Annotated in this window: 13 protein-coding genes and 2 pseudogenes; 6 read left to right on the forward strand and 9 right to left on the reverse strand. The window is 69.1% G+C overall.

From position 1 onward, the window contains the following. Positions 1 to 601 precede the first annotated feature (601 nt). Entirely contained in the window at positions 602 to 991 is a 390-nt protein-coding gene (locus ACIRD7_RS37140) for a DUF6368 family protein (RefSeq protein WP_403460311.1), read from the reverse strand. 543 nt (positions 992 to 1,534) lie between these two features. On the opposite strand from ACIRD7_RS37140, the gene ACIRD7_RS37145 reads away from it, so the two are divergent. The 3 genes and pseudogenes from ACIRD7_RS37145 to ACIRD7_RS37155 all read left to right on the forward strand — a co-directional run bounded on the left by ACIRD7_RS37145 (position 1,535) and on the right by ACIRD7_RS37155 (position 3,335). Continuing rightward, a complete protein-coding gene (locus tag ACIRD7_RS37145; protein ID WP_403460312.1) occupies positions 1,535 to 2,341 on the forward strand; it encodes a hypothetical protein in 807 nt (268 codons plus the stop codon). 223 nt (positions 2,342 to 2,564) lie between these two features. Continuing rightward, positions 2,565 to 2,749, forward strand: a pseudogene (locus ACIRD7_RS37150) (2,3,4,5-tetrahydropyridine-2,6-dicarboxylate N-succinyltransferase); the annotation flags it as partial. Between the two features lie 376 nt (positions 2,750 to 3,125). After that, the gene (locus tag ACIRD7_RS37155) at positions 3,126 to 3,335 is read left to right on the forward strand and encodes a hypothetical protein (RefSeq protein ID WP_403460313.1); all 210 of its coding nucleotides are present in this window, start codon (positions 3,126 to 3,128) and stop codon (positions 3,333 to 3,335) included. 609 nt (positions 3,336 to 3,944) lie between these two features. Here ACIRD7_RS37155 and ACIRD7_RS37160 read toward each other — a convergent pair. From ACIRD7_RS37160 to ACIRD7_RS37195, 8 genes and pseudogenes are all read right to left on the reverse strand, one after another. Then, positions 3,945 to 4,431, reverse strand: a pseudogene (locus ACIRD7_RS37160) (transposase); the annotation flags it as partial. A gap of 150 nt (positions 4,432 to 4,581) precedes the next feature. Next, the gene (locus ACIRD7_RS37165; protein ID WP_403460314.1) at positions 4,582 to 5,619 is read right to left on the reverse strand and encodes a Gfo/Idh/MocA family protein; all 1,038 of its coding nucleotides are present in this window, start codon (positions 5,617 to 5,619) and stop codon (positions 4,582 to 4,584) included. Then, complete coding sequence (locus tag ACIRD7_RS37170) at positions 5,616 to 6,632, reverse strand: Gfo/Idh/MocA family protein (RefSeq protein WP_403460315.1); 1,017 nt, start codon at positions 6,630 to 6,632, stop codon at positions 5,616 to 5,618. The genes ACIRD7_RS37165 and ACIRD7_RS37170 overlap by 4 nt, the downstream gene beginning before the upstream one ends. Beyond that, on the reverse strand, positions 6,629 to 7,393 hold the full coding sequence (locus tag ACIRD7_RS37175) for an HAD family hydrolase (protein ID WP_403460316.1): 765 nt from the start codon (positions 7,391 to 7,393) through the stop codon (positions 6,629 to 6,631). Before ACIRD7_RS37175 ends, ACIRD7_RS37170 begins: the two co-directional genes overlap by 4 nt. After that, positions 7,390 to 7,854, reverse strand: coding sequence for a PTS glucose transporter subunit IIA (locus tag ACIRD7_RS37180; RefSeq protein WP_403460317.1), 465 nt, complete (start codon positions 7,852 to 7,854; stop codon positions 7,390 to 7,392). Before ACIRD7_RS37180 ends, ACIRD7_RS37175 begins: the two co-directional genes overlap by 4 nt. Then, the gene (locus ACIRD7_RS37185; RefSeq protein WP_403460318.1) at positions 7,851 to 8,081 is read right to left on the reverse strand and encodes a glucose PTS transporter subunit EIIB; all 231 of its coding nucleotides are present in this window, start codon (positions 8,079 to 8,081) and stop codon (positions 7,851 to 7,853) included. The genes ACIRD7_RS37180 and ACIRD7_RS37185 overlap by 4 nt, the downstream gene beginning before the upstream one ends. Before the next feature lie 297 nt (positions 8,082 to 8,378). Continuing rightward, positions 8,379 to 8,555 carry a hypothetical protein gene (locus ACIRD7_RS37190; protein WP_403460319.1) on the reverse strand — a complete coding sequence of 59 codons (177 nt, stop codon included), beginning with the start codon at positions 8,553 to 8,555 and terminating at the stop codon, positions 8,379 to 8,381. A 426-nt stretch (positions 8,556 to 8,981) separates the two neighbouring features. Next, positions 8,982 to 9,710 carry a GntR family transcriptional regulator gene (locus tag ACIRD7_RS37195; protein ID WP_403460320.1) on the reverse strand — a complete coding sequence of 243 codons (729 nt, stop codon included), beginning with the start codon at positions 9,708 to 9,710 and terminating at the stop codon, positions 8,982 to 8,984. Positions 9,711 to 10,029: 319 nt separating this feature from the next. On the opposite strand from ACIRD7_RS37195, the gene ACIRD7_RS37200 reads away from it, so the two are divergent. From ACIRD7_RS37200 to ptsP, 3 genes are read left to right on the forward strand one after another with little or no spacing between them, the layout of a single operon-like run. Further along, a complete protein-coding gene (locus tag ACIRD7_RS37200) occupies positions 10,030 to 11,265 on the forward strand; it encodes a PTS transporter subunit EIIC (RefSeq protein ID WP_403460321.1) in 1,236 nt (411 codons plus the stop codon). Positions 11,266 to 11,307: 42 nt separating this feature from the next. Beyond that, the gene (locus ACIRD7_RS37205) at positions 11,308 to 11,574 is read left to right on the forward strand and encodes an HPr family phosphocarrier protein (protein WP_403460322.1); all 267 of its coding nucleotides are present in this window, start codon (positions 11,308 to 11,310) and stop codon (positions 11,572 to 11,574) included. Positions 11,575 to 11,591: 17 nt separating this feature from the next. Further along, positions 11,592 to 13,262 carry a phosphoenolpyruvate--protein phosphotransferase gene (gene ptsP / locus ACIRD7_RS37210; protein ID WP_403460480.1) on the forward strand — a complete coding sequence of 557 codons (1,671 nt, stop codon included), beginning with the start codon at positions 11,592 to 11,594 and terminating at the stop codon, positions 13,260 to 13,262. The last annotated feature ends 1 nt before the right edge of the window (position 13,263 follow it).

Consider the following 13,263-nt stretch of genomic DNA (forward strand, 5'->3'; position numbering starts at 1 on the left):
ATAGAGCCGCCCACCGGCACCGCAACGTCGTCGAACGCTGCTTCCGCCGCCTCAAGCAATGGTGTGGCATCGCCACAGCCAGACCGTTCCGCGCCGCTATCACCCTGGCCAGCACACTCATCTGGCTCGACACCTGATCGACGAGACGTTACCTAGCGCGCCGCGCCGCGCGACTTCCGTTCCAAGCACCCGCCCTCGAGACCTCGCGCGCGTCTACCCGCCCGAGACCCTAGTCCACCAATTGATGACCTTTTGGGCGGCGCCTCCTCCTGCTTCCAGAGCGGGAGTGTCCGGTCGCCGCCGGTCGAGGCCCGCTGATAGGCAGAGGTGATGGCGGATGGCGACGCGCAGGGATTCCAGGCAGGACAGTCCGGGCTGATCGTGAGGTTTCCGGAGGCGGAGCCTTTTGGTGCGAGCGTGGCGTGACCGGCTTGACCCCTCCACGTGTGCCGGTGTTTCGGCGCACGTCACCGTGCTCTTCCCGTTTCTCGACGCGAGCCGCATTGACCAAGGTGTCTGTGCCGCGAGGGGGAAGGTACGAGCCGCTGTCCGACGATCCTCCGCCAGGCGAAACGCTCTCGGGCGGGCCAGCTTGTCATGTTCATCGAGGCGCCTGTCCATTCAGCAGCTCGACATTGGCCGCGTCCCCGATGACGTCCATGACAGCGGCGGTCAGCAGGGCCGTGGTCACGTGGTCGATCTCGTGATCGCAGCCGGCGCTGACATTGACGGCAAGGGTCGGTCTGAAGCCGAGGATGGCCTCCACCTCGGGCTCGTCCGCGTGCTCAGCCTCGAAGGTGCTCTCGTCGCCGATGCCCGGCCCCATCAAGTAGACCAGGAAGGGCCGACGCCAGTCCTCGCCTTGCGGATTGCATCCCACCAGGGTTGTGAGCTCCTCGTCCGCGGAGGTGCTGCCGAGGAGTGGCAGCGGGAACGGCTTTCGCCAGTCCTTCTCTCGCCTGTCCTCGGCGCCCAGTCGGTCTACGGGCACGTTGACGTCGATACGAACCTGGGCCGCTTCTCGTCGAATTGGGAGGAGAGCCCACCATCAACGCGCGGAACTCCCGCAGCGCAGCCGGGGAGAGCGGCTCCGCCAACTCGATCACCAACGGCGGACCAGACATGCTGGAAGCCTAGTTTGATCGGCTCCGCGGCCGTTCGCATTGTTCCCACACCGAGTCCAGCCGGTCCGAGCACCGACGCCGCCAACCCGGCGAACGTATGCGGTCAGAGCACTAGCTACTAGCCAGGGGACACCGTGCCCTCTGCCGGGCTGGCACCCAAACCCTCCAGGCCACTGATTCCCAGGCAAAGGAGCGGCCGCATCCTTCAGCATGCGCTGGGCAGTGCTCCAGGCGCATGCTGGAAGAGCGGCGACGGACCTGGCTGAGGGCAAGGATTCTGCGACACCGCCCGGGTAGAGCCGCAATACATCAGAAGGGGGCCCCGGCGCCAAGCGCGCGACCGCAGACCTCGCGCCCGAGTATCCCCCGAAGCCCAGGCTCGCCTCGATCGTGACCACGAGGAGCGCGCGATGTCGGATCAGTTGAACGCCGCACTTTCAGGACAGGCCCCCACGGCGCTTGCCGAGGACGTCTCTCTCGCGACTCCGCTGAGTGCACCCCGCATCGCGGGTCGCGACGCTGCTTCGGCAGCTCTCCGTACGTACCAGCAGGCGCTTGCCGCGCCTGAGGCTACAGTCCGGCTCAAGGGAGACGAGCTGGAGGGGGTCGTGTACAGCGCGAGCTCCGGCGGACGGGAAACAGAGATCGTCGCGCTCGCCCGGCACAACGCTGCGGGCCTGATCGCCACCATCGACGTCTACGGTCGGCCGTGGCCATTCATGGCCGCTCTGCGCGAAGTGATTGCGAAGACAGACCCCGCTCTGGCAGACCCGAGCCTTGGATCCGGACCGTACACCCCGGAGGGGCCGACACCGGTCTGGGTTGACCACCCAGCCGTCCCGCCGCTGGCGCAGGACGTCACCCTGTACTCCCCGATCCTGCGTGAAGAGCCGACGGGGAAAGCCGTCGTCGGGCCCGTCCTCAAAGCAGCGGCGCAGAGCTTCAGCGACCTCAAGGTACGTGCCGTCCTCGACATCGAGGGCCAGTCGGGATTCGCGGTGGTGATCGACGAATACGTGGAGGGCGGTCACGTTCAGCAACTGGTCGAAATCTTTACGCTCAACGGTGCGGGCGAGGTCGGGGGGATCCGAATCTTCACCCGCCCATGGCTCGTGACCGCCCACTTCCGCAAGAGCATGTATGCCCTGCTGAAAGATACTCTCGGCCCCGAATTCTGGGAGGGGCCCGAGTTGGAAGATCCCTTCCCCGCACCATGACTTGAGGCCCCCGCCGGGCCGCAGGACACTTCTGGCGGAGCACGTAGCCTGCGGACGGTACGCGCCTAGTCTGTCGAGTCTCAGTTGATGGTTGACGGGTCGGCGTCGGGTGACGCTTGACGTCTGCCCTACACGATCTTCCGGCGGTTGTGTTCGCCGGATTTATGGATGACCACCTCCTTCCTTAGCAGCAGATGCGTCCCACGCTCCCCGGTACGTTGCCCTGGCCGCCGGGCTTGCTACCGTCGCCGCCGCCAGCACGGTGCTCGACACCTGGTTCCCGGCTCCGGCGCTCACCACCAAACCCGGGCCCTCCGGCACCGAGCGGCTCTCCGCCCACAGGCCGTGGAGCTGATCGGCGAGGGAGCCGCGAGAGCCGCCGCGTTCGGACGCCAATTCGGACTTCAATGAATCTGCACAGCGGATGCGCAACCGCGTCACGGAGCGCGAGGTATCCGTACAAGCGCATGCCGGAAACTGCCGTGATGGTGGGGAGTGTTCAGTTCGCGGCAGTATCAGTCGCGTCCTGCCGTGCGGGATGTAGAGAAGCAGCCCTCAAGTCGTGCGCACGCCTGCACGGATGCGCCGCGTGTTCGTTCCACTTCGTGGATGCGTGCTCCGGTTGATTGGTCGCCGGGTGTGCTCCGTGCTTTGATCCTCTGCACCGCGGGAGCCGCGCGACAGTCTCCGAAATCGGGTTTCGCGTGCCTGCGGCCGAGGCCCGCTACCTGTCCCCAGCGGGCCGCCCCCGTTGTGGATCATCCATACGAAGGGAAGTTTCCTCATGAACTCCGCTCCCCAGGTTCAGACCGTTGGCATCTCCGACGCCGAGCTCGACAACGTCTCCGGCGGCCTGAACCCGCACGCCAGCCTCATCGTCGGCCCCACGGCGGTCAACAGCGCGGATGCCCTGGCCCAGCTCGACGCCGTCAAGAACGAGGTTCTGGGCGCAGCTGGCCAGTACAACCATGTCGGCGTCAGCGCCTCTCTCTGACCTTCGAACGACCGTCAGTCGGTGACTCCCTGCCAGCCTGGCCAGCCTGAAGTGGTTGGGGCGTTGGTGGATGCAGGCGGTACCGGAAGGTGAAGCTCCTGGCGGCAACGGGCTGTTGACAATGGCCACGTCGCTGCCAGGAGCTTCGAGTGCTTGTTCACCGAGCCGGCGCGGGCGCGTCTCCGGCCGAGTCTCATGATCCCGGTGTCTCGGGGACGCAACCAACGTCGAGGACGCCGAGGCCATGCCGGGCGCATGGGGCCGTCAAGGGCCGGGGCATGGCGCTGAGCGCGAGGGTCTGGCAGCCACTCGCCGAGGCCCACGGTGGCGAGAGGACGTCGCCGCGTACTGAGCCGAGCAATTGACGTAGACCGCGGGAAACAAGCCTGCCGCCGAGACGGCCGCAACCCTGGAGGAAGATGCCGCCTGATGTGTGTCGTCTCCGTCTGATCAGGTCAGGCACGGCCGGCGGCTTTCCTCCCAGAACCGGTCCATCGCAGCAGCGGCCGCATCCCCAGCCAACCGCTCGATCCTCTCGGGCACCCCGCGCTCGTCGAGGACGAAGAGCCTCCCGCCGACGAGGTGCATGGTTGCCTTCCGGTCGAGACGCCGTCCTGCCTCCCTGGCGGCACGCCGGACATCCTTGAGCTGGCCCGTCTCCGCAAGATCGTCAGCGCCGAGGATCAGCTGCCCGTAGCAGCCCTCGTACCGGCCCGATTCGGGAGCAGCGATAAACGAGTAGGGCCAGCCGGGAGCGAACTGGTCCGAGGAGCGGCCGCCGCGGCCGTAGACGTGGCAGAAGAGGCGGTCCGCGCTGGTCGGCGCGTCCGGGCGGAGCCAGTTGCTGACGTCGACCGCCAGGACCAGGCCCGCCGTCGGCGGCCCGCGGCATCGGCGGGCCGACCTGCACCTGGCGCAGCGTCGGCACGTCCACCTTCCCGCAGTTCAGCGCGTCATACATGGCGCCGTGCCCGCGCCGGTGCGTGGCCACCAGCGTCAGGTCCACCGGAGCCCTCACGGGCCCGTCCGCACACAGCAACGCGTCGGTGAGATCGAACAGTTCGTCGGTAGCTGGGACTCCGAGTTGTAGTTTCACGCGGCTTGAGTTGCACCGTAGGAGCCTGGCCGGGCCGCATCCAGCTTCGTGATTTCGCCGCCTGACCGGGAGCGGCATACGCCTTGCTCGTGATGGTCAAAGCCTCCGCGTGCTGCGGCCCAGCCAACGAGGGGCGGGTTTGGTGGCTGGTCAAGCTGCTGTGACGGTGGCGGGCTGGCCGGTGATGAGGGATTCGTAGGCGGCGAGGACGATGCGCAGGGTGCGTAGTCCCGCCTGTCCGTCGGGGTGGGCGCGTTGGCCGGTGCGGGCGGCGGTGAGGAAGCTGTTGAGCATGGCGGTGTCGAGGTCGGTGGCGGCGGGTTCCCAACGGGGCGTGGCCTGGGGGGTGTTGTGGCCCGTGAGGAGGGGCGGGAAGGCGTCGAACTCGGCCAGGGCGCGTTCGGTGACGCAGGTGAGGGTGAGGCCGCCCCAGGTGGGGTGGGTGGCGGGGTGGCTCCAACTGCAGTCGATGGTGGCGACCAGGCCACGGGGATAGGTCAGGGTGATCAGGCCGGCGGTCTCGACGCCTTCCGCTGACTCCGGGTCCGGGTCTGCGTCTGCGGGGGAGAGCCGGTCGTTGGCGACGGCGTAGACGTGGGTGGGCTGTTCGCCTTCGAGGAGCATGTCGAGGAGGTCTGCGATGTGGACGGTGTGGTCCATGACCGCGCCGCCTCCGGAGAGTCCGGGGTCGGCGAACCAGGAGCGTTCCAGGGCGGGCGGGGAAGAGTTGTTGACGCCGTGGACGCTCAGAAGCCGGCCGAGTGAGCCGTCTGTGAGGCTGTGCCGCAGGGCGGCGAAGGCGGGGTGGAAGCGTACGGGGTAGGCGGTCATGAGGCTGACGCGGGCCTTTTCGCAGGCTTCGATCATGGCGAGAGCGTCGGCCTCGGTGGTGGCCAGGGGCTTTTCGCACAGGACGTGGGCGCCTGCGGCTGCCGCCTGTTCGACCAGGTGTCGGTGCCGGGTGTTCTCACTGGTGATGATGACGGCACGGGGCTGTTCGGCGAGGGCTGCTTCATAGCTGGGGCGGTAGGAGACGCCGAGTTCGTCGGCGAGGGCCTGGCCACGTGTGGGGTCCGCGGGGTCGGCGTCGGGGTCGGCGGCGATGAGTTCGATGTCGGGGCGCTCGCGCAGCAGTTGCAGGTACGTCGCCGCGTGGACATGGGCCAGGGACAGGACGGCGACTTTCATCGGTGGTTCTCCTCCACGAGCGGGTGCGGGTAGGTGGCGTCGACCGCGACGGCCAGGCCGGTGGCGGCGGATTGCCGTGCTGCTGCGGCGATGCGGACGGCTGCGACGCCGTCGTGGGCGCTGACCCGGGGCGGGGGGCCGCCCTGGAACGCGGCTGCGAACTCGCGTATCTGTGTGGCGAACGGGTCTTCGCCGAAGTCACCTGTCGGTACGCCGTCGCCCTGTGCGGCCGGGTCGCCGACGACGCGCAGCGAGGGGTGGGCGAGGGAGTCGTGGGTGAGGGTGCCGTGGGGGCCGGCGACGTGGAAGGTGTAGCGGAACGGGGTGGCCGGCGGGCCCCATACGCCCAGGACCTGGGAGATTACGCCGGATTCGTGGGTGAGGGTGGCGCTTCCGGTGGCCACGGGGCCGTCCGGGGCGGTGGGGTTTCCGCGCTGGACGGCGTGGATGCTGACGACTTCACCGAAGAGCCATCGTGCGATGTCGATGTCGTGGAGCATCTGGTCGGTGACGATGCCGCCGGACAGGGCGTGGTCGGCAAACCAGCTGCTCCATGTGGGATAGCGGCCGGCGCGGGTGAAGCGGGCCACGGCTATGCGTCCGAGTTCCCCGGAGGTGACGGCGTCACGGAGGCGGACGTAGGCGGGGAAGAACCGCACGACATGTCCGGGGTAGAGCAGTCGTCCCGCCTCGTGCGCGGCGTCGGCCATCTCCTGGGCGTCCTGCGGCGTCAGGGCGAGCGGCTTCTCGCACAGGACGTCCGCTGCCGCCTCGAATGCGGCCAGGGCGATGTCGTGGTGGGTGGTGGTGGGGGTGCAGATATCGGCGACTGCCGCCCAGTCCAGGGCTTCCTCCAGGGAGGCGGCCTCGGTGAGGCCGAACTCCTCGGCGAGCAGGGCGGCTTGTCCGTCGGTGGAGAAGATGCGGATACGTGCCCCGAGGGCGATCCAGGCCGGCACGTGAGTGCGGGCGATGAACCCGGCCCCGATCACAGCCACATCGAGTCTGCTCATGCTCGGTTCTCCTCATCGTTGCTTCGTCCTGCCGCGTTGCGTGCCCGGAGAGCGCCGCGGACGCCGCGCACGCGGGCGGAGGTGAGGTCGGGAACGGTCCAGCGGGCTCCGGCGTCGGTGAGGTCGGCCGCGGCGGCGGTGGTGGTGACGCCGACGATGTCCCGCACCCCTGCGGCGACCAGGGCGCGGACCCCGGACGGCGAGTCCTCGAAGGCCAGGCAGTGCTCGGGCCGGGCGCGCAGCGCGGCGCAGGCCCTCAGATAGCCCTCGGGGGAGGGCTTGCCCGCGGTGGTGTTCTCGGCGGTGATGACCACGTCGACCAGGTGCCGTACGCCGAGGACCTTGTCGAGGAGGTACTGCGCCCACGGGGCGCCGGCGCTGGTGATGACGGCGACGGGGTACTTCACGCGCAGTTGCTGGATGAGTGCGGCGGCGCCGGGCACGACCTGGACGCTGCCGGCGTGTTCCAGCGTGAAGGCGGTCATGGTGGAGAGCACGGCTGCTGCGTCGGTGTCGGTCCAGGGCCCGGGAACGGCGGCGATGACGTCGCTGGGTCGCCGTCCCATGTAGTGCTGTTCGTAGTCGGCCTCGGTCACCGTGACGCCCCAGGTGTCGAAGAAGGCCTGCCAGGCGAGGCGGTGGACCTCTTCACTGAGAACGAGGGTTCCGTCCAGGTCCAGCAGGACTGCCTCGCACTGGTCCCGGGGGCCGGAGCCGAGTGCGCCCCACTGCTTCGGGATGCCACGGCGGGCGGCCGTCATGACGCAGCCCAGCTGAACATCAGGGCTCCGGCCCGAACCGGTCCGGTGACCGACGGTGCCTGAGCGGATCCGGGAGCGCTGTCGAGGACGACGACAGGGCAGATCGCGGACAGACCGCGGGCGCGAACCGCGCCGGGATCGAACGTGATCACATTCCGGCCGACCTCGACGTGTTCTCCTTCGGCGACATGGGTGCGGAATCCGTCGCCGTTCATCCGAACGGTGTCGATGCCCAGATGTACCAGGACGGCTGCCCCGCTTCCGGTCCGGATGACGAACGCGTGCGGGCGCACCGTGGCGACCTGGCCGGCGACGGGGGCCGCGACGTCGATGGGCCCCGTGTCGGCATCGGGCTCCACCGCCATTCCGGAGCCCACCATCTGAGCAGCGAAGACGGGGTCCGGGACGTTGCCGAGCGCAGCGAGGGTCCCGGACAGCGGGGCGTAGACCGCGAGCCTCACAGCAGCTCCTTGATGTCCTCGGCCAAGGAGTCCGCCTCCGGGCCCACGACGACCTGTACGACACCGGCTGAGACGAGGACTCCCAGAGCCCCTGCCTTCTTGAGAGCGCCGACGTCGACGGCGTCCGTGTCGTTCACCTCGGTGCGGAGCCTGGTGATGCAGGCCTCGATATCGGTGATGTTCCCGGCACCGCCGAGCCCTTCGACGATCGATTGTGCTTTGGACATATGTGCCCCCTCGATGATGAGCGTGCCGAACGGCGCTTCGTGAGGCGCCGCGAACCCACACTGGTAATTACCAGTAGTGACCAGAGATTAGCGGCTGGGGGGTTCGGTGGCAAATTAACCATGGGCATGCCAATCGCCTGGCCTCGGGAAAGGGTCACCCGGGCAGGCTGCGGCGGTCGGCAGCGGCTTGTCGGGATCGGCCGGGCGGTCACCCGCTGCGGTGCGCCACTGCTGGGGGTACCGGACCGGCCCCGGCTGTTTGTTCCGTGGACTCCGGGCGGCGCCCGAAGGGAGTGGTCAGCGTTCGTGGACGGATGTCGTGAAGTCGGCGCGCTGGAGTGCCGGCAGGAGGTCGGCGAAACAGGCGCCCCGGTGGCCGGCTTGGGGGGCTTTACGGACCTTCTTCAAGTCCGACCATGCGGGTGATCGCAGCGCCGGTGCGAGAACAAGGGCGACGACCGCGAGGTTGGCCACGGCGCCGGACCGTAGATACCAAAGACCGAGTACGGCAAGGGTGGGCACCGCCCACCATGCCCCCTGTGCTCTGGCAGCGAATGCGATGCCGGCCGCGAGGTAGGCGCTGGCGTCCGACAAACGTGACCTCGACCAGCACCGACCGCGGGTCGAGGCCCCCTGCGGACAACAGGCCTGCCCATGGTCCGAGCCGGTCCGCGGGTGTTTCGTTCTTCGGCGTGACGAAATCCCCGCTGATCAGGGCGTGCAGGCCGTCGAACAGCATCCGTCCGCCAGTCGGTGTGGTGCGAGCGCAGAGCCGGGGCTCGGAGGATTCCGTCCCACTCGGCGAAGGGCGACTGCGCCGCGGCCGGTGATACGGATGCTGAGGTCGTGAGCTGGGGGAGGCCGAAGGGCACTCGGCCCGGAGGGGAGTGGGCGAGAAGGTCAGCGGTCGGAGAGGGTCATGTGCAGTTGGTAGCGGTCGGCGCGGAACCAGGAGTATGCGTGCTCGACGGGCTGCTTGCCGCTGTAGGCGATGCGGTCGAAGGTCATGACGGGCGTGCCCTTGCGGATGCCCAGGAGTGCGGCTGTCTCCGTGGAGGCCGGGCCGGCTCCGACGGTCTGCTCCGCGCGGTTGACGGGGTGTCCGAAGCGGGACTCGAGGGTGTCGTAGACCGACGCCGTGAAGTCGACCGAGTCCAGTTCGGGCAGGAGCTCCGCGTCGTACCAGGCGTCTTCGACGGAGATGGGAGTCCCGTCGGCCAGCCGGAGGCGGCGGACATGCCACGCCTGCTGCTCCTCGGTCATCCCCAGAGCCGCGGCGGCGGCCGGCGTGGGGGGCTCCTTGTCGATGGAGAGGACTACGGTGCCCGGCTCCAGGCCGAGTCGGCGCATGTCTTCATGGAAGGAGGCCAGGCCGAGTTCTGAGCGGTGGGTCCGCTCGGCGACGAAGGTGCCGCGCCCGTGCACCCGCACGGCCAGGCCTTCCGCCACGAGCTGGCTGAGGGCTTCGCGTACCGTCACCCGGCTGACGCCGTGGTCGATGCACAGCTGGCGCTCGCTCGGCAGCGCGTCGCCGGGGGAGAGCTGGTTGGTGCACATGTCGACCAGGATCGCGCGCAGCTGGGCGTGCTTGGACATGATGCCTTTGCCGGCGATCTGCTGTGCGGTCACTGCGACCCCTCTCTCGGTTTCCGGGAGCCTCCGCCGCACTCCCTCGCTGGTTACTACCAGTATGCAGCATACGCGGCTCCGCGATATTGCCGCAGTGACGACTGCGCCTGCTCGAGGTGAGCCACGACGTCTCCCGTGACGGGCTGGGGTTTTGCTGCGTCGAGGCATTGACACGTTTGGAGCCCAGCGCCATTCTGAGGGGCAACTGGTCATGACCAGACGTTACCAGCGGGATTCGGCTCATCCAGCAGCTCCGCGCTGCTGCGTTCCTGCCCGGCTCTCCGCGCCTCCCGTCCTCCGCTCACCTTCGAGGTTCGTCATGAGCACCGTCACGTCCACATCTTCAGGCCGCCGTCCGGGCCTGGCCGGCCTGCAGAAACTCGGCCGCAGCCTGATGCTGCCGATCGCCACGCTGCCCGCCGCGGGTCTGCTGCTCCGGCTGGGGCAGGACGATGTCCTGGGCCGGTTTTCCGCCCTGCAGGACACCGCGCACGTGATCTCCGCCGCCGGCGGAGCCTTGTTCACGCATCTGCCGCTGATCTTCGCCGTCGGCATCGCCATCGGGTTCGCCAAGAAGGCGGACGGCTCCACAGCACTGGCCGCGGTGGTCGGATATCTCGTCCTCGACGGGGTCTTCACCGCGATGTCCCCGGTCGTCCTCGAGGGAAAGAAGGACCTCGCGGGTGAACAGGCCGTCGTCAACTTCGGGGTCCTCGGCGGCATCATCATCGGTCTGCTCGCCGCAATGCTCTGGCAGCGCTTCTACCGCACCGTGCTTCCGCCCTACCTCGGCTTCTTCAGCGGCCGTCGGCTCGTACCCATCCTGACTGCCTTCACCGCGCTGGTGGTGGGGGTCCTGATGAGCTTGGTCTACCCCCTGTTCAACAGCGGCCTCACCTCGGTCGGTGAGGCCGTCGACGAGAACAGCATCGTGGGCGGCGGCATCTACGGAACGGCGAACAAGCTGCTCATCCCGCTCGGCCTGCACCACATCCTCAACTCCGTCGTGTGGTTCATCATCGGCGACTACCAGGGCGCCCACGGGGATCTGAACCGGTTCTTCGCCGGCGATCCCGAGGCAGGCATCTTCATGACCGGCTTCTTCCCGATCATGATGTTCGCCCTTCCCGCCGCCGCCCTGGCCATCTGGCGCGAGGCCCGCCCCGAACACCGCAAGGCGGTCGGGGGGATCATGCTCTCCGCCGGTCTCACCAGCTTCCTCACCGGCATCACCGAGCCGATCGAGTTCGCCTTCCTCTTCGTCGCCTGGCCCCTGTACCTCGCCCACGCGGTGCTGACCGGAACCTCTCTCGCCCTGGTCAACGCACTCGACATCCACCACGGGTTCACCTTCTCCTCCGGGCTCATCGACTACGTCCTCAACTGGGGCAAGGCCACCCAGCCGCTGCTGCTGATCCCCATCGGCCTGGGCTACGCCCTCCTCTACTACGTCCTGTTCCGCTTCGTCATCCGCCGCTGGAACCTGCGCACCCCCGGCCGAGAGGAAGACAGCCCGGACACAGAGCAGGAACGCCAGCCCCAGCCCGCGGCCTGACAGGGCCCCGCACACCCACCCACCCTTCGAAAGGAAACGTTCATGGCGCAGCGCGTCGTCTCCATCGGCTCCCGCAGCGGCCTGCACGCACGGCCCGTCGCCACCTTCGTCCAGGCGGCCTCCCAGGCATCCGTGCCGGTCACGATCGCCATCGAGGGCAAGCCCCCGGTGGCCGCCGACAGCGTGCTCGGGGTGATGACGCTCGCCGCCCGCCACGGCGACCGGGTCACGCTGACCGCCGAAGGCGAGCAGGCCGAGGCCGTCCTGGATGAGCTGGCGGACCTGCTGAGCAAGGAGCTCGACGCGTGAACTCTGCTTCCGTCACGATGGCCGGCTACGGCGTCAGCCCCGGCCTGGCGTGTGCACCCCTGGTCCGCATGACGCCGCCGGTGGTCACCGACCCCGAGGAGGAACCGGGGGCCGACCCCGGCCACGAAGTGCAGCGGATCCGCCAAGCGCTCACGGATGTGGCCGCGCAACTCCGCGCCGTCGCGGACGGCGGAACCGCAGGAGCGATCCTGGAGGCAAGCGCCGCCATGGCCGGCGACCCCGCTCTCGTCCACGCCGCCGCCGACCACATCGGCCGGGGCACCCCCACCGCCCACAGCCTCTCCCTCGCGATCGACGCCTTCTGCGCCCAACTCGAGGAAGCCGGCGGCTACATGGCCGAACGCGCGGCCGACCTGCGCGACATACGCAACCGGGCCGTGGCGCTGCTGATGAAGGTGCCCATGCCCGGCATACCCCGGCCCGGACATCCCTTCGTCCTCGCCGCCGAGGACCTGTCCCCGGCGGACACCGCGCAACTGGCCGAAGGCGACGTGGTGGGCCTGCTCACCGAGCAGGGCGGCCCCACCGGCCACACCGCGATCCTCGCCCGCAGCCTCGGTCTGCCCGCAGTGGTCGGATGCCCGCAGGCAGCCGACCTGCCGGACGGCACACTCGTCCTCCTCGACGGAGGGGCCGGCACCGTCGAGCCGCACCCCTCGGCTCAGCGCCGACAGCAGGCCCTGGAAGCCGCCCTTGCGCGCAGGCAGCCGCAGACCAGGGGGCCAGGCCGAACCGCCGACCAGCATGCCGTAACGCTCCTGTCCAACATCGGCACCCTCTCGGACGCCGCCCACGCCGCGCAGGCCGACAACGAGGGTGTGGGGCTGTTCCGCACCGAATTCCTCTTCCTGAGCCGCCGCGAACCCCCCACGCTCGAGGAACAGATCCAGGCGTACTCGCAAGTCCTGACCGCCTTCGACGAGCGCGCGGTGACCGTGCGCACCCTGGACGCCGGCTCCGACAAACCCCTGCCTTTCCTGCACCTGCCCCGGGAGGACAACCCCGCCCTCGGAATCCGGGGACTGCGCACGGCCGCACAATGCCCCGACATCCTGGTGACCCAGCTTCAGGCCCTCGCCACGGCCCAGCGCCGCACCGGCGCACAGATGAGGGTCATGGCACCGATGGTCTCCACCGCCGAGGAAGCCGCACAGTTCGCCGACCTCGCCCGCAGCTTCGGCCTGCAGACCGTAGGGGTCATGATCGAAGTACCCTCCGCTGCCCTCGACGCCGACCGCCTGCTCCAGCACGTCGACTTCGCCAGCATCGGCACCAACGACCTGTCCCAGTACACCCTGGCCGCCGACCGCACATCCCATGTCCTGGGCCATCTCCTGGACCCCTGGCGGCACGCCCTGCTCACCCTCGTCGCCGGCGTGTGCCGCGCCGGCGCGGCGCTGGAGCGGCCGGTGGGCGTGTGCGGCGAAGCGGCCGCTGACCCGCTGCTCGCCCCCGTCCTGGTCGGCCTCGGAGTAAGCAGCCTGTCCATGGCCGCCCCGGCCGTCGCCGCCGTCCGCGACACGCTGGCCCAGCTCACACTCGAGCAGTGCCGCAGCCTCGCGGACGCCGCACTCGATGCCCCCACGCCCGCAGCAGCACGCGCCACCGCCCGGGAGATGAGCGACACGCTCCGCGCAGCCGCCGCCCATGACCGGGAGGGACGGTAGA

Source organism: Streptomyces sp. NPDC093568 (assembly GCF_044764945.1).
Lineage (GTDB): Bacteria > Actinomycetota > Actinomycetes > Streptomycetales > Streptomycetaceae > Streptomyces.

Excerpts from the sequence above, each read along its gene's own strand:
- ACIRD7_RS37175 (WP_403460316.1), bottom strand. The coding sequence starts at position 7,393 with ATGACGGCCGCCCGCCGTGGCATCCCGAAGCAGTGGGGCGCACTCGGC.
- ACIRD7_RS37185 (WP_403460318.1), bottom strand. The coding sequence starts at position 8,081 with ATGTCCAAAGCACAATCGATCGTCGAAGGGCTCGGCGGTGCCGGGAAC.
- ptsP (WP_403460480.1), top strand. The coding sequence starts at position 11,592 with ATGGCCGGCTACGGCGTCAGCCCCGGCCTGGCGTGTGCACCCCTGGTC.
- ACIRD7_RS37155 (WP_403460313.1), top strand. The coding sequence starts at position 3,126 with ATGAACTCCGCTCCCCAGGTTCAGACCGTTGGCATCTCCGACGCCGAG.
- ACIRD7_RS37200 (WP_403460321.1), top strand. The coding sequence starts at position 10,030 with ATGAGCACCGTCACGTCCACATCTTCAGGCCGCCGTCCGGGCCTGGCC.
- ACIRD7_RS37145 (WP_403460312.1), top strand. The coding sequence starts at position 1,535 with ATGTCGGATCAGTTGAACGCCGCACTTTCAGGACAGGCCCCCACGGCG.
- ACIRD7_RS37205 (WP_403460322.1), top strand. The coding sequence starts at position 11,308 with ATGGCGCAGCGCGTCGTCTCCATCGGCTCCCGCAGCGGCCTGCACGCA.
- ACIRD7_RS37165 (WP_403460314.1), bottom strand. The coding sequence starts at position 5,619 with ATGAAAGTCGCCGTCCTGTCCCTGGCCCATGTCCACGCGGCGACGTAC.
- ACIRD7_RS37170 (WP_403460315.1), bottom strand. The coding sequence starts at position 6,632 with ATGAGCAGACTCGATGTGGCTGTGATCGGGGCCGGGTTCATCGCCCGC.